At 67.0% G+C, this 17,779-nt stretch carries 15 protein-coding genes, 1 tRNA gene and 2 pseudogenes; 9 read left to right on the top strand and 9 right to left on the bottom strand.

Going from position 1 to position 17,779, the window contains the following annotated elements; translation table 11 throughout:
- Positions 1–39: 39 nt before the first annotated feature.
- Positions 40–2,013, top strand: a complete 1,974-nt coding sequence (locus VARPA_RS00610) for an adenylate/guanylate cyclase domain-containing protein (protein WP_041942723.1) — start codon at positions 40–42, stop codon at positions 2,011–2,013.
- Between the two features lie 7 nt (positions 2,014–2,020).
- Here VARPA_RS00610 and VARPA_RS00605 read toward each other — a convergent pair whose 3' ends face one another.
- Both VARPA_RS00605 and VARPA_RS00600 read right to left on the bottom strand, forming a co-directional pair.
- Complete coding sequence (locus VARPA_RS00605; protein ID WP_234974900.1) at positions 2,021–2,467, bottom strand: YbaY family lipoprotein; 447 nt, start codon at positions 2,465–2,467, stop codon at positions 2,021–2,023.
- Between the two features lie 8 nt (positions 2,468–2,475).
- Positions 2,476–4,479, bottom strand: coding sequence for an acetoacetate--CoA ligase (locus tag VARPA_RS00600; RefSeq protein WP_013538591.1), 2,004 nt, complete (start codon positions 4,477–4,479; stop codon positions 2,476–2,478).
- Positions 4,480–4,579: 100 nt separating this feature from the next.
- On the opposite strand from VARPA_RS00600, the gene VARPA_RS00595 reads away from it, so the two are divergent.
- From VARPA_RS00595 to fahA, 7 genes are all read left to right on the top strand, one after another.
- Positions 4,580–5,314: a TetR/AcrR family transcriptional regulator gene (locus tag VARPA_RS00595; protein WP_013538590.1), complete on the top strand. Its 735-nt coding sequence runs from the start codon at positions 4,580–4,582 to the stop codon at positions 5,312–5,314.
- Positions 5,311–6,258, top strand: coding sequence for an ABC transporter substrate-binding protein (locus VARPA_RS00590; RefSeq protein ID WP_013538589.1), 948 nt, complete (start codon positions 5,311–5,313; stop codon positions 6,256–6,258). Before VARPA_RS00595 ends, VARPA_RS00590 begins: the two co-directional genes overlap by 4 nt.
- On the top strand, positions 6,255–7,112 hold the full coding sequence (locus VARPA_RS00585; RefSeq protein ID WP_041942722.1) for an ABC transporter ATP-binding protein: 858 nt from the start codon (positions 6,255–6,257) through the stop codon (positions 7,110–7,112). Before VARPA_RS00590 ends, VARPA_RS00585 begins: the two co-directional genes overlap by 4 nt.
- A complete protein-coding gene (locus VARPA_RS00580) occupies positions 7,105–7,875 on the top strand; it encodes an ABC transporter permease (RefSeq protein ID WP_013538587.1) in 771 nt (256 codons plus the stop codon). Before VARPA_RS00585 ends, VARPA_RS00580 begins: the two co-directional genes overlap by 8 nt.
- Positions 7,872–8,663, top strand: coding sequence for an ABC transporter permease (locus VARPA_RS00575; RefSeq protein WP_013538586.1), 792 nt, complete (start codon positions 7,872–7,874; stop codon positions 8,661–8,663). The genes VARPA_RS00580 and VARPA_RS00575 overlap by 4 nt, the downstream gene beginning before the upstream one ends.
- 68 nt (positions 8,664–8,731) lie before the next feature.
- Positions 8,732–9,538, top strand: coding sequence for a cyclase family protein (locus VARPA_RS00570; RefSeq protein ID WP_013538585.1), 807 nt, complete (start codon positions 8,732–8,734; stop codon positions 9,536–9,538).
- A gap of 19 nt (positions 9,539–9,557) precedes the next feature.
- A complete protein-coding gene (gene fahA / locus VARPA_RS00565; RefSeq protein ID WP_013538584.1) occupies positions 9,558–10,880 on the top strand; it encodes a fumarylacetoacetase in 1,323 nt (440 codons plus the stop codon).
- 53 nt (positions 10,881–10,933) lie between these two features.
- Here fahA and VARPA_RS00560 read toward each other — a convergent pair.
- Positions 10,934–11,009 (bottom strand) — tRNA-Gly (locus tag VARPA_RS00560).
- A 65-nt stretch (positions 11,010–11,074) separates the two neighbouring features.
- Complete coding sequence (locus tag VARPA_RS00555) at positions 11,075–11,983, bottom strand: NAD(P)/FAD-dependent oxidoreductase (RefSeq protein ID WP_013538583.1); 909 nt, start codon at positions 11,981–11,983, stop codon at positions 11,075–11,077.
- On the opposite strand from VARPA_RS00555, the pseudogene VARPA_RS31925 reads away from it, so the two are divergent.
- Positions 11,982–12,050, top strand: a pseudogene (locus VARPA_RS31925) (hypothetical protein); the annotation flags it as partial. The gene VARPA_RS00555 and the pseudogene VARPA_RS31925 overlap by 2 nt on opposite strands.
- Here the strand turns inward: VARPA_RS31925 and VARPA_RS00550 are convergent.
- From VARPA_RS00550 to boxC, 5 genes and pseudogenes are all read right to left on the bottom strand, one after another.
- Positions 12,048–12,434: pseudogene (locus VARPA_RS00550) on the bottom strand (Rrf2 family transcriptional regulator); the annotation flags it as partial. The pseudogenes VARPA_RS31925 and VARPA_RS00550 sit on opposite strands and share 3 nt — an antisense overlap.
- A gap of 106 nt (positions 12,435–12,540) precedes the next feature.
- Positions 12,541–12,984, bottom strand: a complete 444-nt coding sequence (locus VARPA_RS00545) for a MaoC family dehydratase (RefSeq protein WP_013538581.1) — start codon at positions 12,982–12,984, stop codon at positions 12,541–12,543.
- 10 nt (positions 12,985–12,994) lie between these two features.
- Positions 12,995–14,284, bottom strand: a complete 1,290-nt coding sequence (boxA, locus tag VARPA_RS00540) for a benzoyl-CoA 2,3-epoxidase subunit BoxA (protein WP_013538580.1) — start codon at positions 14,282–14,284, stop codon at positions 12,995–12,997.
- Positions 14,285–14,409: 125 nt separating this feature from the next.
- Positions 14,410–15,837 carry a benzoyl-CoA 2,3-epoxidase subunit BoxB gene (gene boxB, locus VARPA_RS00535; RefSeq protein WP_013538579.1) on the bottom strand — a complete coding sequence of 476 codons (1,428 nt, stop codon included), beginning with the start codon at positions 15,835–15,837 and terminating at the stop codon, positions 14,410–14,412.
- A gap of 31 nt (positions 15,838–15,868) precedes the next feature.
- Entirely contained in the window at positions 15,869–17,545 is a 1,677-nt protein-coding gene (boxC, locus tag VARPA_RS00530) for a 2,3-epoxybenzoyl-CoA dihydrolase (RefSeq protein ID WP_013538578.1), read from the bottom strand.
- Positions 17,546–17,779: the final 234 nt, after the last annotated feature.

The raw sequence follows: 17,779 nt of genomic DNA, 5'->3' as shown, positions 1-17,779 counted from the left end.
CCCGCAGCGGATGCGTTGGAGTGGTCGACAGGGAGCTGTATGAACATGAACTCGTCCGGATCGCCGGATGTGGCGGGGAAGCCGCCGTTTGAATCCGCCGGTGCGCACACGTCGCCGCCGCCGACGGTCGGGCCCGAGGCCCCACCTCGGCGCTCGCGCCGTTTCAGGGTCGACGTGGGCACCATCGTCAGCGCGGTCGCCCTGGCCCAGTCGCTGCTGCTGGTCTCCCTAGGCTATTGGGGCTCGCAGCGGCTGGTGTCGAACATCGGCACCTCCGCGCACCGGGCCGCGCACGACCGGACCGAGGACAAGGTGCTCGCCTTCCTGACGAAGGCCGAGTCGGTGGTCGGCGCCATCGGCAGCGCGCCGAGCCTGAGCCCGGCGGGCGAGCATTCCGAGCGCACCGCCGAACTGCTCTGGACGCTGCTGCAGCAATCGCCCGAGCTCGACAGCGTGTACGTGGCCAACGAAAACGGCCAGATGCTGATGGCGCTGCGCTACCCGGTGCCGGCGATCCGGCACATCGCGCGCGGCGCGGAATTCACCACCGAAACCTGGCAGTACAAGCGGCCGCTCGGGGCGGAACTCGATGCGCAGCAGCGCTTTGCCACGCAGCGCATCGAATCCTTTCGCAGCAGCTACGACCCGACGCGGCGCAGCTGGTTCCAGCAGGCCAACAAGATGCAGGGGCCGATATGGACGCAGCCCTACGTGTTCGCCGCGGCGCAGGAACTGGGCGTGACCTACGCGCTGCCGAGCGAGCGGCGCTACACCGAGGGCAGCCCCAAGGCGCTGGTGGTGGCGGGCGACGTGTCGCTCGGGCGGCTGTCGGAGTTCGTGCGGCTCTTCAGCAGCAACGGCTATGGCCACAGCGCCCTGCTGAGCGCCGACCACAAGGTGCTGGCGCGCAGCGACTTGCCGGGCGTGCTGCACCAGCTGGATGCGCCCACGGGCGTGCTCGGCACGCTGCACGCGCAGATGCACCTGCACATGGCGACCGACGGCACCCCCGACGGCAACGGCGACTCGACCTTCCCGTTCGACTTCGAAGGCAAGCGCTACCTGGTGCAGACCTCGCTGATCCCATCCACCGGCTGGGAGTTGGTGAGCTGGGTGCCCGAGGACATGGTGCTGGGCGACCTGCGCCGCGCGGTGCTCTGGGGGCTGCTGTTGGCGCTGGTGTTCCTGGCGCTGGCGCTGTTCATGTCGCTCAAGCTCTCCAAGCTGGTGACCTCGCCGGTGGAAAACCTCTCGCGCATCGCGCGCCGCATCGGCCTGCTGGAGCTGGACAACCTGCCGCGCGAACCCAGCCGCGTGCTGGAGATACAGCATCTGGATCAGGCGCTGGACGACTCGGCGCGCAGCCTCAAGGCCTTCAGCAAGTTCGTGCCGGTGAACGTGATCAACCAGCTCGTCGCCGAGGGGCATGCGCTCGCGCCCAGCGGTTCGGCGCGGCGAGTGACGGTGATGTTCACCGACGTGGAGGGCTTCACCTCGATTTCGGAGTCGCTCCCCATCGACGTGCTGGTGGGCATGCTGACCGAGTACTTCAACCTCGCCACCGGTGTGTTCGCGCGCTACGGCGGCGTGGTCGACAAGTTCATCGGCGACGGGATCATGGTGCTGTGGGGCGCGCCTGCCGACATGAAGGATGCGGAGTACCGCGCCTGCCTCGCCGCACTGCAGTTGCATGCGCAGATGGGCGAGCTCAACAGCAAGTGGCGCGCGCGGGGCCTGCCCGAGTTCCGCACCCGCATCGGCATCCACACCGGCGTGGTGATCGCGGGGGTGCTGGGCTCGAACGACCGGCTGTCGTACACGGCATTCGGCGACGTCATCAACGTGGCGAGCCGCATCGAGGGCATCAACAAGCAACTGGGGACGCAGACGCTGATGTCCGAGGACACCTTCGCGGGACTGAAGGGGCGGCTCAGCACGCGCCGCATCGAGGAGCTGGTCGAGCTGCGCGGCCGGCAGACGCGCATGGTGCTCTACGAGCTGATGAAGCTTTGAGCGCCGCTCAGCGCGGCGACGGCGTTACGCGCACCAGCACGAGGTTGGCGGTGGTGCCGCTGCCCTGCGTGAGCACCGGGTACTGCGTGTCGTTGATGAACAGCAGTTGCTCGCCGCGCAGAATGCGCGCCGACACCGCGTAGCGCATGCGCGGATCGATGCGCGCGGCATCGACCTGCAACTCGTAGGCGAAGGGCACCTGCTTGCCGTTGGCCTTGATGCGCTGCTCGGCCAGCGTGACCGAAGGTGCGTCCATGCGCGACACATCGAGCAGCTGGACCACGACCTCGGCCGCGGGGTCGAGCGCGATGCGCTCGCGGTAGGCCACCGTGCCGCTCACACGCAGCGATGCGGCGCCAGCGGGCTTCGATGCGGGTGTGGAAGAAGCACAGGCGCTCAACATCGAAGCGCCGGCTGCGGCGGAAAGCATCAGGAGGCTGGTACGTCTTTTCATCCGGCTCATTATGCGGAGGCACGCTCCGCGGCAAAGGCCACGTACCAATCGAGGCTTCCGGGGTTGGCCATCGCCTCGCGGTTCACCACCTTCTCGATCGGCTGGCCCAGCAGCAGCTTCTTGATCGGCAGCTCCTGCTTCTTGCCCGAGAGCGTGCGCGGGATCTCGGCGACCTGGAAGATGTCGTTGGGCACGAAGCGCGGCGAGAGCGAGGTCTTGATCGCGTTGTTGAGGCGGGTGCGCATCGCCTCGTCGAGCGCCACGCCCGGTCGCAGCACCACGAAGAGCGGCATGTAGCTGTCGCGGCCGAGGTATTCGAGATCGACCACCATCGAGTCGAGCACTTCGGGCAGGCCCTCGACCGCGCTGTAGATCTCGCTCGTGCCCATGCGCAGGCCCTGGCGGTTGATGGTGGCATCGCTGCGGCCGTAGATGACGCAGCCGCCGTCTTCGCCGATCTTGATCCAGTCGCCGTGGCGCCACACGCCGGGGTAGGTGTCGAAGTAGCTCGACACGTAGCGCGCGTTGCCCTCGTCGCCCCAGAAGTAGAGCGGCATCGACGGAATGGCTTTCGTGCAGACCAGCTCGCCGACTTCGCCGATGACCGGTTGGCCCTGCTCGTTCCACGCTTCGACCGCATGGCCGAGTTCGCGGCACTGCATCTGGCCCGGCACCTCGGGCAGCTCGCGGTTGCCGCCGACGAAGGCGCCGCAGAAGTCGGTGCCGCCGGAGATGTTGCACCACCACACATCCTTGGAGCCCGCATCGAGGATCTGCTGCGAGCCCCAGCGCTGCACTTCCTCGGGCAGCGGCGAGCCGGTGCTGCCGAGCGCGCGCACGCGCGAGAGATCGCCGCATTCCTTCGCGACGATGCCGGCCTTCATGCAGTTGGTGAAGTAGGCCGCGCCCGCGCCGAAGAAGCTGACCTTGTGGCGTGCGACGAAGCGCCACAGCACGCCCCAGTCGGGCTTCTCCTTGCTGCCCGCGGGGTTGCCGTCGTAGATGCAGATGGTCGCGCCGAAGGCCATGCCCGAGAGCTGCGAGTTCCACATCACCCAGCCGGTGGAGCTGTACCAGTGGTAGCGCTCGCCGAAGTTGTTGGCGCCGTAGCTCGCGCCCACGTCGTTGTGCAGGCCGCAGGCATGCATGGTGAGCAGAATGCCGCCCTGCCCGTGCACGATGGGCTTGGGGAGACCCGTGGTGCCGCTCGAATAGACGATCCAGATCGGGTGGTCGAAGGGCAGCCACTCGGGCTCGAAGGCGCCGACCTCGCCGTCGTTGCGCGCGGTGGCCTCGGTCCAGTCGACGTCGTGTGCAACGGGGCTCGCGGCGAAAGACGTCTTCACGAGCAGCAGCTTCTTCACGCTCGGCAATTGAGCGCGCAGCTCCTGCAGCACGGCGCTGCGGTCGAGCGGCTTGCCGCCGTAGTGAACGCCGTCGACAGCGATCAACACCTTGGGCTCGATCTGGCGGAAGCGATCGGCCACGGCGGCGGTGCCCATGTCGGGCGCGCATACGCTCCAGATCGCGCCGATGCTGGAGCATGCGAGAAACGCGACCATGGTCTCGGGCACGTTGGGCATGTAGGCCGCGACACGGTCGCCGCGCTGCACGCCGAGCGACTTGAGCGTGAGCGCGACTGCGGCGACCTGGCGGCGCATTTCGGGCCACGACAGCTCGCGCACTTCGCCGAGTTCGTTGTCGCTCACGATCGCGGGCATGCCGGCGGCATGCGCTGCATCGGCATGCCGCAGCACCTCGCGCGCATAGTTGACCTGCGCGCCAGGGAACCATCGCGCGCCGGGCATGCGCGCCTCGGCGAGCACCGCGGTGTGCGGCGTGGGCGACTGCAGGCCCGCGTAATCCCAGATGCTCTGCCAGAACGCATCGAGGTCGGTGACGGACCAGCGCCAGAGCGCGTCGTAGGTGTCGAACGAGAGGCCGCGCTGCTCGCGCAGCCAGTTTTGATAGAGGCGGATCTGGGGGATGTTGGGAACATTGGGAACAGGCATGACCCGAGCGTAGCGCTGCGAACGACCGTGCTCAATGGGGGTTGACCTCAGGGTTTGTACGCGTGTTCAACATTTTTGTACGGCTGTTCAATACGGCCCCATGAACACCCGCACCCCGACCGCCCGACGCAGTGCCCCGCGGGCCGCGGCGATCACCGCCGAGGCCGGCAGGCCCGACCGCCGCCAGGCCATCCTGCTGGCCGCCGAGAAGCTCTTCGCGCAGCACGGCTATCACGCGGTGACGATCCGGCAGATCGCCGAAGAGGCCGGCGTGCCGCTCGCGCTGGTGGGCTATTACTTCGGGCCGAAGCACGAACTCTTTCACGCCATCTTCGAGCACTGGAGCCACACCATCGAAGAGCGGCTCACGCGCCTCGCGGAGGTGAACAACGACCCCGACGACGCCTGCACGCTGCCGAGCATCATCGAAGCCTTCACCACGCCCGTGCTCGCATTGCGCGCGAGCGCCGAGGGCGAGTACTACGCGCTGCTGGTGGCGCGCGAGCTCTATCACGCGACCGAGGAAGCCGACCGCGTGCTGCGCGGCTACTTCGATCCGCTGGCCGCCGCATACATCGATGCGCTGCACGTCGCGCTGCCGCACGCCACGCGCGGCCAGGTCGCATGGGGCTACCAGTTCGCGCTCGGTGCGCTGCTGCATCACCTGAACGACAGCCGCATCGAACGGCTCTCGCGCGGCGAGAACAAGCGCGCCGACCCGGCCGTGGCGCCGATGCTCGTGAACTTCATCGTCGGCGGCCTGCGCGCCGCGCTGCCGAAGCCCAAGACCCCGCGCACACAACAGAAAACCCCCACCCGGAGACAGAAGACATGATGAAACGACGCACCCTGCTGTCGGCGCTCGCGGCCGCATCGGCCAGCGCGGCGCTGCCTTCGCGCGCGCAGCAGTCCCATCCGAAGATCGTGTTCGGCTACACCGCCGTGACCGATTTCGCCTCCGTCTTCGTGGCGGCCGAAGAGGGCTATTTCAAGAAGCGCGGGCTCGATGTGGAGCTGAAGTTCATTCCGCTCAACTCCACGATTCCTGCGGCGCTGCAGTCCGATTCGCTGCAGATCGGCGGCCCCACGCCCTCGGTGTTCCTGCAGGCAGTCGATGGCGGGCTCGACCTGGTGCTCGTGGCCGGCGGCGGCCTCACCTCGAAGACCATCACCGGCTTCGGCCTGGTGGCGCGCGCGGGCTCGGGCATCAAGAGTCCGCAAGACTGCGTGGGCAAGAAGATCGGCGTGCCGGGCCTCGGCGCCTTCCTGCACGTGACCTTCCGTGCGTGGCTGAAAGACAGCGGCGTCGACTATCGAAAGGTCAACTTCGTCGAAGCCTCGTTCCCACAGCACGCCGACCTCTTGCGTGGCGGCTCGGTGGATGCGGTGGTGTCGGCCGATCCGTTCATGAGCCGCATCACCGAGAGCGGCGCAGGCTATGTGGCCTCGTACTACTCGACCTTCCTGCCCGAGAACAACCAGACCATCGTGCATGCGGCCAAGCGCGAATGGGTCGCGAAGAACCCCGCGACGGCGCGCGCGTTCCGCGAGGCGCTGGTGGAGTCCGGCGGCTTCATGCAACAGGCGAAGAACGATGCGAAGGTGCGCGCGGCCATCGGCAAATACATCAAGCTGCCGCCCGACGTGCTGGCCAAGGTGCAGGTCTCGCCGCCCGGCCCGGTCGTCACCGAAAAGCAGCTCGGTTACTGGACCGGGCTCATGAAGGAGCAGGACATGCTCAAGACCAACATCGACGTTGCAAAGCTGATCGCCAAGTGATTTCCTCACCCGCCCCGATCACCGCGCGCGCCGCGCTTTCCGTGAGCGCCGCGCGTTCGCCGACAAGTTCCACGATGCACGCCACACCGTTCCTTCGCTTCGACGGCGTCGCCATCCGCCTGGGCGGCCGCGAGATCCTGTCGCCCACTTCGTTCGACGTGGCACGCGGCGAGTTCGTCTGCATCGTCGGCCCGAGCGGCTGCGGCAAGACCACGCTGCTGCGCGCGGCCAGCGGCCTCGTCACCGCGAGTGCCGGCGAGGTGCGGCGCAACGGCGTGAAGATGACCGAGCCTTCGCGTGAAGTGGCCTTCGTGTTCCAGGACTACGGCCGCGCGCTGCTGCCATGGCGCACGGTCGAAGGCAACGTGAGCCTCGCGCTCGAAGCGGCCGGCGTGCCCGCCGCCGAACGCTCGCCGCGCATCGCGGATGTGCTCGGCAAGGTCGGCCTCGCGAAGCATGCGCAGAAGTTTCCGGTGCAGCTCTCGGGCGGCATGCAGCAGCGCGCGCAGATCGCGCGCTGCCTCGCGCAGAAGCCCGAACTGATGATGATGGACGAGCCCTTCGGCGCGCTCGACGCGCTCACGCGGCAGAGCCTGCAGGACGAACTCGCGCGGCTGGTGCGCGACGACGGGCTCACGGTGCTGTTCGTCACGCACGACCTCGAAGAAGCCATCTACCTCGGCGACCGCGTGATCGCGCTGCAGGCCAACCCCGGCCCGGGACGGCCGAGCCTCGCGCGGATGATCGACGTGAAGATCCCGCGCCCACGCGACCAGCTCACGACCAAGGAGCATCCCGAATACCTGCAGTTGCGGCGTGAGCTGTTCGCTTTCATCGAGCAGGGCCATGACTGAAGGCCGCCTCTTCCGCTGGCTGCGGCCGTGGGTGTTTCCCGCGCTGCTGGTCGGCGCCTTCGAGTGGTATGCGCGGCGCGCAGCGGCGCTGGGCAGCGATGCGCTCGCGCCGCCCAGTGCGGCCGCCAAGGCCTTCGCCGGCGCGGCGCTCGACGGTTCGCTCTGGCAGGCCACCGGCTTCACGCTCGGCACCGCGGCGCTCGGCTTGCTGATCGGCGCGGTGCTCGGCATTGCGCTGGGCCTGGTGCTCGGCCTCTCGCGCCGTGCCGCACAGTTGGGCTCGGTCTCCATCGAGGTGCTGCGGCCTGTTCCCTCGGTCGCGCTGATTCCGCTCGCGATGCTGGCCTTCGGCTTCGGCGTGCGCATGGAACTGGCCATCGTTGCCTTCGCCACCTTCTGGCCGCTCCTGGTGCTGGTGCAGTCGGCGGTGCAGCAGATCGAGCCGCGCCTGCTCGAGGTGAGCCGCGTGCTCGGCCTCTCGGCGCGCGAGCGTGCCTTCAAGATCGTGCTGCCGGCCATCGTGCCGCGCCTCTTTGTCGCGCTGCGCCTGGGCGTGGCAGTGGCGCTGGTGGTTGCGGTGACGGTGGAGATCGCCGCCAACCCCAACGGCATGGGCTACGCGATGATGATCGCGCAGCAGAGCTTCGACCCCGCGCTGATGCTCGCGTGGCTCGGCTGGATCGGCGTGGTGGGCTTCGCGGTCAACGCGGGCATGGTGCTGCTGCAGCGCACGGTCGCGCGTCGCATGGGGGTGATGGCATGAACAGCAACGATCGCGCGCCCTCGAGCCTGAACTGGCTTGGCTCGTTCGCAGTGCTGTGCGCGCTCATTGCGCTCTGGTGGGTCGCGAGCAACGCGGGCTGGGTCAGCCGTGTGTTCCTGCCGACGCCGCAGGCCACCTTCGCGAGCCTGCTCGAAGGGCTCAACCTCTCCGGCGGTTCAGGCAACGGCGAACTGCTGGCCTTCACGCAAGCGACGGTCGGCCGCATGGTCGAGGGCTGGCTGCTGGCCTCGCTCTTCGGCGTGGTGCTGGGCGCGGCCATCGGCGTGTCGCCCGCGGTGCGCGCGTGGATTCAACCGACGCTCGAATTCATCCGTCCGCTGCCCGCCTCGGCATTGCTGCCGCTCGCCATTTCGATCTTCGGGCTGAACCCCGGCATGGTGCTTTTCGTGGTCGCGTTCGGCGCGATGTGGCCGGTGCTGCTGGCCACGGTGCACGGCTTCGCGGCGGTGGAGCCGCGCCTCGCGGAAGTGGCGCGCTGCCTGCAGATGTCGCGCGCCGCGTACATCTGGAAGATGGGATTGCCGAATGCGATGCCCGACATCCTGGCCGGCATGCGCCTCGCGCTGACCATCGCGCTCATCGTCGCAGTGGTGGGCGAAATGATCGCCTCGCAGAGCGGCCTGGGCCAAGCCATCCTGCTGGCCGCGCGCGCCTTCCGCGCGAGCGATCTGTTCGCCGGCATCGTGCTGCTCGGGCTCATCGGCTTCGTGAGCAACGCGCTGCTGGCCTTTGCAGAGAAGCGCCTGCTGCGCTGGCAGCAACCCTGATCGATTTGCTTCAGTCATTCATTCCTTCCTTCACGCCAACACCAACATCCCCCACAAGGAGCCCCGCCATGCCACGCAAATTCGTCGACCTCTCGATCTTTCTGGAGAACGATGTGCTCTCCGACCCGCCCGCCTTCGCGCCGAAGATCCAGTACTTCACGCACGAGCAGACCTACGAGCAGATCGAGCCCTTCTTCCCCGGCTTAAAGAAAGAAGACCTGCCCGATGGCGAAGGCTGGGCCGTGGAACTGGTGCAGCTCTCCACGCACAACGGCACGCACCTGGATGCGCCCTATCACTTCCACTCGACCATGGACAAGGCGCTCGGCGAAAAGAAGCCCGCCATCGCCATCCACGACGTGCCGCTCGAGTGGTGCTTCCAGCCCGGCGTGAAGCTCGACTTTCGCCACTTCGCCGATGGCTACGTGGTCACGGCTGCCGACGTGGAGGCCGAGCTGAAGCGCATAGGCCACACGCTGAGCCCGTTGGAGATCGTGGTGGTCAACACACGTGCGGGCAAGCGCTACGGCAGCAACGACTACGTATCGGCCGGCGCAGGCATGGGCTACGAAGCGACGATGTACTTGCTGGAACGCGGCGTGCGCCTCACCGGCACCGACGCGTGGAGCTGGGACGCGCCCTTCGTGCACACCGCGAAGAAATACGGCGAGACGCAGGACGCCTCATTGATCTGGGAGGGCCACAAGGCCGGCCGCGACATCGGCTACTGCCACATCGAGAAGCTGCACAACCTGGAAGTGCTGCCGCCCACGGGCTTCTTCATCAGCTGCTTCCCGCACAAGATCCGCGGCGCGTCGGCGGGCTGGACGCGCGCAGTGGCGATCTTCGACGACGCGCTGATGGCGTCGGTCTGAGCGAAAGAGAACCTCTCCGATGATCGAACTCAACCACACGCACGACGTCGACGCCCGCAGTTGGGTGGACGCGGCCAACGTCGCGGGCAGCGACTTCCCGATCCAGAACCTGCCGTATGCCGTGTTCCGCCGCATCGGCAGCCCTGAGCCGTTTCGCGGCGGCGTGGCCATCGGCGACCAAGTGCTCGACCTGGCGGCGTTGGCTGCCGGCTCGCATGCCGACGGGCTCGCGCTCGATGCAGCTCGCGTGGCCGCCCTGCCCGCGCTGAACGATTTCTTCGCTCTCGGCCCTGCTGCGTGGCAAGCGCTGCGCCATCTGGTCTTCGCGCTGCTGCGAAGCGATGCGCCGGCAGCGACCGTGGACGACTTGCGCAAGTGCCTCGTGCCGCAGTCCGAAGTGGAATACACCGTGCCCGCGCGCATCGGCGACTACACCGACTTCTACACATCGATCGACCATGCGTTGAACATCACGCGCCTGTTCAATCCCGAGGGTGACGTGACGCCGAACTTTCGCTGGATTCCGACGGCCTACCACGGGCGCGTCTCGACCATCGGTGTGAGCGGGCAGCGCTTTCACCGGCCAATGGGGCAGACCTTGGCGCCCGGTGCGAAGGCGCCGACGTACCACGCGTGCGCACGGCTCGACTACGAACTCGAACTCGGCGTGTGGATCGGCGAAGGCAACGCGGCCGGCGAGCCGATTCCGCTCGAACGCGCGGAGGAACATATCTTCGGCATCTGTTTGCTCAACGATTGGTCCGCGCGCGACATCCAGTTCTGGGAGATGGCGCCGCTCGGGCCCTTTCTTGCGAAGAACTTCGCGACCACGATCTCGCCGTGGATCGTGACGATGGAAGCGCTCGCGCCCTATCGCCAGGCCTGGACGCGGCCGAGCAGCGAGCCCCAGCCGCTCGACTACTTGGAGAGCAAATCGAACCGGGAGAGCGGCGCGATCGACATCCGCCTGGAGGTGTGGCTCGAAAGCGAAAAGGCGCGCGAGGGCAAGAGCGGCCCCTCACGCCTGTCGCGCACGAGCTTCAAACACCAGTACTGGAGCGTGGCGCAGATGGTGGCGCACCACACGATGGGCGGCTGCCAGCTGAACCCGGGCGACCTGTTCGGCAGCGGCACGATCTCGGGACCGGGCGAAGGCGAAGCCGGCGCGATCATCGAGCTCACGCGTGCGGGGCAAAGCCCTGTGGCGCTGGCGAACGGCGAGCAGCGCGGCTTCCTGGAAGACGGCGATGCGGTGCTGCTGCGCGGCTGGTGCGAGAAGCCGGGGCATGCGCGCATCGGATTCGGCGAGAGCCGGGGAACGGTGCTGCCCGCGAAGGGCTGAACACGCGCCCCCAAAGAAAAGGCCACCGGTGAGGTGGCCTTTTGCATGAAATGTGGAGCGGGAAAAGAGTCTCGAACTCTCGACCTCAACCTTGGCAAGGTTGCGCTCTACCAACTGAGCTATTCCCGCATTTCGAGCGTCGAATTATAGGGGGCTCCGAGCCCGTTTTTCCCGAGCCCGAGAAAAAAGTGGGGTCAAGCGCCAAACACCATCGCCCGATGCATCGACGTGCCGGCCATCACGCCGTCGGCCGAGGACAGCGTGGCGTTGTGCATCGGCATGGCCACATCGCCCGCGGCATACACGCCGGGCACGGTGGTCATCTTCATCGCGTCGGTGCGGATCACCGGACCGGCCGGGCCGTCGTCGAATGCGCATCCCAGCTGTTCCGCAATGGGGCTGGAAGGACGCGTGCGCGGGACCATGAACAGCGCGTCGACCGGCACGATGCGTCCGTCTTCGAGGCGCACACCGCTCAGGTCCTTTGCCGGCCCTTCCAGCGCGACGATGCGGCCAGGTTCGACCGTCACGCCGCGTGCCTGCAGCTTCGCGCGCGCCTCCTCCTCCACCGTGTTGTTGCCGTTCAGGAACAGCGTCGCCGGCCCCCATTCGGCGATCAGCATCGCGTGATCCGGCGGGTGCGGCGCCTCGATCAGCACACCGAGCCTGCGGCCGCTGAATTCATAGCCGTGGCAATAGGGACAGTGCAGCACGCTGGTGCCCCAGCGTTCGCGCACACCGGCGATGCCGTCCGGAAAGCCGTCCTGCACACCGAAGGCCAGCAGGAGCTTGCCGGCCGAGAGCTGCCGGTCGCCGTCATCGAGCGATGCGACAAAGCCGCCCGCACCATCGGCCTGCGCACTCGCCACGCGGCCTTCGATAAGGGTCACGTTCGGATAGGCCAGGAGCTTGGCCCGCGCATCGGAAATCATCTTCAGCGGCGGCACGCCGTCCTGCCCGAAGAAGCCGTGCGCCGCGGCGGCGAAGCGGTTGCGCGGCGCGCCCGCATCGACCACGCACACGTTCTTGCGCGCGCGCGCGAGCTGCATGGCAGCGGAAAGGCCGGCAAAGCTGCCGCCCACGACAAGAGCGTCATAGCGCATGTTCAATGTCCTTCTGGGTAAAGCCGCCGCCCGTCATGCGGCGATGAAAGTCCTTGGAGAGATCGGCCAGCGTGATGCTGTTGAAACGCTTGAGCAGCAAGGCCTCGGCCGCATCGAAAGCGTCGTCGAGCGCCGCGTTCACGGCCTGCTCGACGATGCAGCCCGGGCTCTCGGTGCGGTTGCCCATGGCCAGCAGCGCAGGCGCGCCGACGGCGTTGTGGATGTCGCCGAGCGTCACGCGCGCCAGCGAGCACGACAGCACCCAGCCGCCGCCGTGCCCCTTGGCCGAACTCACGAAGCCGGCTTGTCGCAGGCCCGCCATGATCCGCCGCACGACGACCGGGTTGGTGTGCATCGCCGCGGCGAGCGACTCGGAGGTGATGGGTCCGTCCATCTCGGCCATGTGCAGCAGCACGTGGAGAACGGCTGAAAGCTTGCTGTCTCGTTTCATGCAACATTATTTGTTGCGTGAGATGCAAAGCGTCGACGCAGGGCTGTTTTGACCCTGCCGAGGAAAAGGTTGTGGCGGAACGGCCGTGAAGATGCGGCCAGTGCGTTCAGCTGGGAGCTTCGAGCCTGAAGAGACTCGTCACTTCCACATCGAGCACCATCAGTTCACGCTGGTTGAACAGCCGCCAGCGCCACCGCAGGATGCCGAGCGTGGGCCGCTTCTCGGAGCGGCGCACCTCGATCACTTCGGCCACGAGCCGCAAGGCATCGCCGGGCCGCACGGGGTTGGGCCAGCGCACATGTTCGAGCCCCGGTGACGCAAAAGACTCCGAACCCTTCAGCGCCGTTTCGACCACGAGGCGCATTGCGATCGCACAGGTGTGCCAACCGCTCGCGATCAGTCCACCGAACGCGCTGTGCGCGGCGGCTTCTGCATCGGTGTGGAACCACTGCGGGTCGTAGTCCTTCGCGAACCGGACCAGTTCTTCTTCGGTGAGCACGTACGGCCCGGCCTCGATGACCTGGCCCGCATGGAAGTCGGCGAACTTCATCCGCCGCGGCTCAGTAGGTTTCCAGGTGGAGGCGGCCTTCGCGCTTCAGCGATGCACCGAGCGTGTCCCAGTCGAGCCCCGCTTCCGTCGCCACATCGCGCAGCGCGAGCACCACGCCCTCCTCCATGCTCTTCAAGCCGCACACGTAGAAGTGGCTGGTGCCGTCCTTCAGCAGCGCAGCCAGGTCCGCGGCACGTTCGCGCATCAGATCCTGCACGTAGCGCTTGGGCTGCCCCGGCGTGCGTGAGAACGCGAGGTTGATGTCGATGAAGTCCTTGGGGAGCGACTGCAACGGGCCGAAGTACGGCAGCTCCTGCTGCGTGCGCGCGCCGAAGAACAGCATGAGCTTGCCGCCTTCGAACTTGCCGCTCTTGCGCAGGCGCCGGCGCCATTCGGTCATCGCGCGCATCGGTGCGCTGCCGGTGCCGGTGCAGATCATCACGATGTGCGACTTGGGATGGTTCGGCATCAGGAACGAGGCGCCGAAGGGCCCCACCACCTGCACCGTGTCGCCCACCTTCAGGTCGCACACATAGTTGGAGCACACGCCGAGCACCGGGTCGCCCTGGTGGTCTTCGGTCACGCGCTTGACGGTGAGCGAGACGTTGTTGTAGCCGGGCCGCTCGCCGTTGCGCGGGCTCGCCACCGAGTACTGGCGCGCATGGTGGCGCTTGCCGATGGCATCCACGCCCGGCGGCACGATGCCGATCGACTGGCCTTCGAGCACCGGGAACGGCACCACGCCGAAGTCGAGCACGATGTGGTGCGTCTCGCTCTCGAAGCCAGCTTCGGTGCAATTGAAGTTGCCCACCACGGTGGCGATCGTCGGCGTCTTCGGCGGGAACAGGTTGGTGTACGCGTGTGCGGCCGACCAGGGCGGCACGGTCGCGCCGTACTGCGCGGAATTGAAGACCGCTTCGATGGGCTCGACCGCGGCTTGCGCTTGCGTCGGCGAAGGTGCGGCGCTGGCGCCGGCTTCATCGCCCACATCGGCGGAAATGCCGGCGGCCTCAAGCTCCTCGGGCGTCAGTTCCGCGGGCAGTTCTTCCCAGGTGAGCTGTTCTTCGATCGTGTACGCGCGCACCAGCGGCATCGTGCGCCAGTTGTCGATGGAGCCCGTCGGGCACGGCGAGATGCAGGCCATGCAGCCATTGCACACGTCGGCCCGCACGACGTAGTTGTTGTCGTCGTGCGTGATCGCGTTGACGGGGCAGGTGGCCTCGCAGGTGTTGCAGCGGATGCAGATCTCGGGGTCGATCAGGTGCTGCTTGATGACTCCGGCTTCAACGGCCATGTCCATGTTTTTTCTCCTTTCCCTCGCCCCTTGGGGAGAGGGTCAGGGTGAGGGGGAGCGGCTTGTCGTGGGGACGCCGCTTACCCTCACCCCTGCCCTCTCCCCAAGGGGAGAGGGAGTAATACCCAATTTCAGCCGAAACGCACGTACTCGAAATCGACGGGCTGGCGATTGATGCCCATCACCGGCGGCGAGATCCAGCCGGCGAACTTGCCCGGCTCCACCACGCGGCCCATCAACGATGCCACGAAAGCGAAGTCTTCGGAACTGGGCAGCCACTCATCGCGCTTGGCGGCCCATTCGACCTCGTTCACCACGCGGCCCTCGGGCGACATCTTGATGCCGGCGAGCGCGCCGATCTGGCGGTTGAAGGCCTTGTGCGGCACAACCAGGCGGGTCGGGATGCCGGCCTTCTCGAGCACCTTGTTCCAGCGGCCGACGCCGGCCACCGAGTCCTTGATGAAGTCGTCGCGCAGCACTTCGTTGAGTGCGTTGAGCATCGGCACGTCCTTCTCGACGAGCTGGCCCTCCTTCACTTCCAGCACCTTGTAGGTCTGGCCCTTGAGGATGTGGTCATCCGTGCGCTTGCCTTCTTCGTAGCGGCCCTTCAGGCCCGAGCTGTAGAAGATGGCCGCGTTGCTCGACTGGTCGGCGCCGAACAGGTCGATGGTCACGCTGTAGTGGAAGTTCAGGTAGCGCTGGATCGTGCCCAGGTCGATGCAGCCCGCCGCGCGGATTTTCTGCGCGTCGTCGGTCTTCAATTCGTTCATCATCTGCGCGGTGCGCGCGATGACGCGCGAGACACCGCTCTCGCCCACGAACATGTGGTGCGCCTCTTCTGTCAGCATGAACTTCGTCGTGCGCGCGAGCGGATCGAACGCGCTCTCGGCCAGCGCCGAGAGCTGGAACTTGCCGTCGCGGTCGGTGAAGTAGGTGAACATGAAGAACGCGAGCCAGTCGGGCGTGCGTTCGTTGAAGGCGCCCAGGATGCGCGGGTTGTTCTCGTCGCCCGAGGTCCGCTGCAGCAATGCATCGGCTTCTTCGCGACCATCGCGGCCGAAGTGCTTCTGCAGCAGGTAGACCATCGCCCACAGGTGGCGGCCTTCTTCCACGTTGATCTGGAAGAGGTTCCGCAGGTCGTACATCGACGGCGCCGTCAGGCCCAGGTGGCGCTGCTGCTCGACCGACGCGGGCTCGGTGTCGCCTTGCGTCACGATGATGCGGCGCAGGTTGGCGCGGTGTTCGCCGGGCACGTCCTGCCAGGCCTTCTCGCCCTTGTGGTCGCCGAAGTGGATCTCACGGTTGGCATCGCCCGGGTTCAGGAAAATGCCCCAGCGGTAGTCGCGCATCTTCACGTGGCCGAACTGCGCCCAGCCCTGCGGATCGACGCTCACCGCGGTGCGCAGGTACACGTCGTGGTTGGTCGAGCCTTCGGGGCCCACGTCGTCCCACCAGTTGATGAAGTTCGGCTGCCAGCCTTCGAGCGCGCGCTGCAGCGTGCGGTCTTCGCCGAGGTTGACGTTGTTGGGGATCTTCTCGCTGTAGTTGATCGTGCTCATCGTTGTTCCTTGGGTTGTACGGACTGCGGTATCAAACGCGGTTCATGTCGAAGCCGGCCTTCTCGCCGGTGCCGTAGACCTTGAGCGCGCCCTTTTCGCCGACGGCGTTGGGGCGGTTGAAGATCCAGTTCTGCCAGGCGGTGAGCCGGCCGAAGATGCGGGTCGCCATGTTCTCCTTGCTCGCGAAGCGCAGGTTCGCTTCCAGGCCGGTGAGCGCGTCGGGCGACATCGCGGCGCGCTCTTCGATGGCGATGCGGATCTCGTCGTCCCAGTCGATGTCGTCGGGCGCGGCGGTGACCAGGCCGAGTTTGAGCGCTTCGTCGGCGTCCAGCGGCTTGCCGGCTGCGGCTCGAGCAGCATCGAGCGGCGCGGCTTCTTCATAGAAGCGGCGCTGCAGGCGGCTCTGGTCGTTCACCATCGGGAAGAATCCGAAGTTGAATTCGTCGAGCACGAGCTTCGGGGCGCGCTCGGCGTCGTCGGGCAGCGCGAGCATGTAGGTGCGGTCGGCCGCGAAGGCCAGTTCGGCCAGCGTGCCGGCGAAGCACGAACCGGCTTCGACCAGCGCGAACAGGCTGCGCGACGACACATCGAGGCGCGCGAGCGTGCGGCGCAGCGCGCCGATGGTTTCGCGCACGAGCCAGTGGTCCTTGTTGGCGAGCATCACGGCGTCCGATGCGAGCACGGCGGCGGCTTCGCCTTCGGTCTTGAGCAGCCAGGTGCCCACGTCGAGTTCGTTGGTGCGCAGGTTCAGGATCGCGTCGTCGAGTTCGCGGCACATCGCGAGCGGCCACCAGGCGGCGCCCGCAGCTTCGATGGCGGCGATGTCGGCCGGCTGCGCGCCGGTGGGCGCCTTCACGGTGATCGTCGCGGTGCGCTTGCTGCGGTCGATCTGGATGTCGACGTGCGAGTAGCTGATGCCGTCGGCGCTGTCGGTGCGTTCCAGGCGCGTGAGCGCCACGCCCTTGCCGCCCGCGGGGCGGTCGCTGCCGGCGGCAAGCTGCGAGGCGCGGTCTTGCACGGCGGCGGCGAACTGCGCGGGCTTGGCCACGGCATCGACCAGTCGCCACTCGACGGCGCGCTGGCCACGCACGCCTTCGACGCTGGTGCAGAAGATGTCGGCGAGGTCATGGCGCACATGGCGCTTGTCGGTCACGCGGGTGAGGCCGCCGGTGCCGGGCAGCACGCCGAGCAGCGGCACTTCGGGCAGCGAGACGGCCGAGGAGCGGTCGTCCACCAGCAGGATCTCGTCGCAGGCCAGCGCCAGTTCGTAGCCGCCGCCGGCGCAGGCGCCGTTCACGGCCGCGAGGAACTTCAGGCCCGAGTGCTTCGACGAGTCTTCGATGCCGTTGCGCGTTTCGTTGGTGAACTTGCAGAAGTTCACCTTCCAGGCGTGGCCCGAGACGCCCAGCATGAAGATGTTGGCGCCCGAACAGAAGATGCGGTCCTTGCCGCTGGTGACGATCACGCTGCGCACCTCGGGGTGTTCGAAGCGCACGCGGTTGAGCGCGTCGTTCAGTTCGATGTCCACGCCCAGGTCGTAGCTGTTGAGCTTGAGCTTGTAGCCGGGGCGGATGCCGCCGTCTTCCGCGATGTCGAGCACGAGGCGGGCGATGGCGCCGTCGAAGCTCAGGGACCAGTGGCGGTACTGGTCGGGTGCCGTGCGGTAGTCGACGCGGGGGGGCGGCTGCAGGGAGGTATCGGCGCTCATCGTGAAGTCTCCTGGTCTGGGGCGGACGGGTCACACGAAGAATAATGCAGTTTTCTTCGCTCAGTGCATGCATCATTATGCATATCAGCCGACAAGTCAATGCCTGTCAGGCTTTTTTGGGCTCGGGCGCCCCGCAGGACACATTTCCGAGAGAAGATGCGAATAGTTCTTATTTGCTCAGTTTTTCCGCTTTTCCCGCCGCCTTTCTTCTTCTTGCGTGCGCCGCGCACGCGC

It is taken from the genome of Variovorax paradoxus EPS, assembly GCF_000184745.1.
GTDB lineage: Bacteria > Pseudomonadota > Gammaproteobacteria > Burkholderiales > Burkholderiaceae_C > Variovorax > Variovorax paradoxus_C.
The sequence above is the reverse complement of the archived record's forward strand: the minus strand, read 5'-3'. Positions and strand labels throughout refer to the sequence as shown.

Coding starts and splice junctions, on each gene's coding strand:
- VARPA_RS00590 (WP_013538589.1), top strand. CDS start 5,311: ATGATGAAACGACGCACCCTGCTGTCGGCGCTCGCGGCCGCATCGGCC.
- VARPA_RS00575 (WP_013538586.1), top strand. CDS start 7,872: ATGAACAGCAACGATCGCGCGCCCTCGAGCCTGAACTGGCTTGGCTCG.
- VARPA_RS00600 (WP_013538591.1), bottom strand. CDS start 4,479: ATGCCTGTTCCCAATGTTCCCAACATCCCCCAGATCCGCCTCTATCAA.
- VARPA_RS00610 (WP_041942723.1), top strand. CDS start 40: ATGAACATGAACTCGTCCGGATCGCCGGATGTGGCGGGGAAGCCGCCG.
- boxA (WP_013538580.1), bottom strand. CDS start 14,284: ATGGACATGGCCGTTGAAGCCGGAGTCATCAAGCAGCACCTGATCGAC.
- boxC (WP_013538578.1), bottom strand. CDS start 17,545: ATGAGCGCCGATACCTCCCTGCAGCCGCCCCCCCGCGTCGACTACCGC.
- VARPA_RS00605 (WP_234974900.1), bottom strand. CDS start 2,467: ATGAAAAGACGTACCAGCCTCCTGATGCTTTCCGCCGCAGCCGGCGCT.
- VARPA_RS00580 (WP_013538587.1), top strand. CDS start 7,105: ATGACTGAAGGCCGCCTCTTCCGCTGGCTGCGGCCGTGGGTGTTTCCC.
- fahA (WP_013538584.1), top strand. CDS start 9,558: ATGATCGAACTCAACCACACGCACGACGTCGACGCCCGCAGTTGGGTG.
- VARPA_RS00595 (WP_013538590.1), top strand. CDS start 4,580: ATGAACACCCGCACCCCGACCGCCCGACGCAGTGCCCCGCGGGCCGCG.
- boxB (WP_013538579.1), bottom strand. CDS start 15,837: ATGAGCACGATCAACTACAGCGAGAAGATCCCCAACAACGTCAACCTC.
- VARPA_RS00570 (WP_013538585.1), top strand. CDS start 8,732: ATGCCACGCAAATTCGTCGACCTCTCGATCTTTCTGGAGAACGATGTG.
- VARPA_RS00545 (WP_013538581.1), bottom strand. CDS start 12,984: ATGAAGTTCGCCGACTTCCATGCGGGCCAGGTCATCGAGGCCGGGCCG.
- VARPA_RS00555 (WP_013538583.1), bottom strand. CDS start 11,983: ATGCGCTATGACGCTCTTGTCGTGGGCGGCAGCTTTGCCGGCCTTTCC.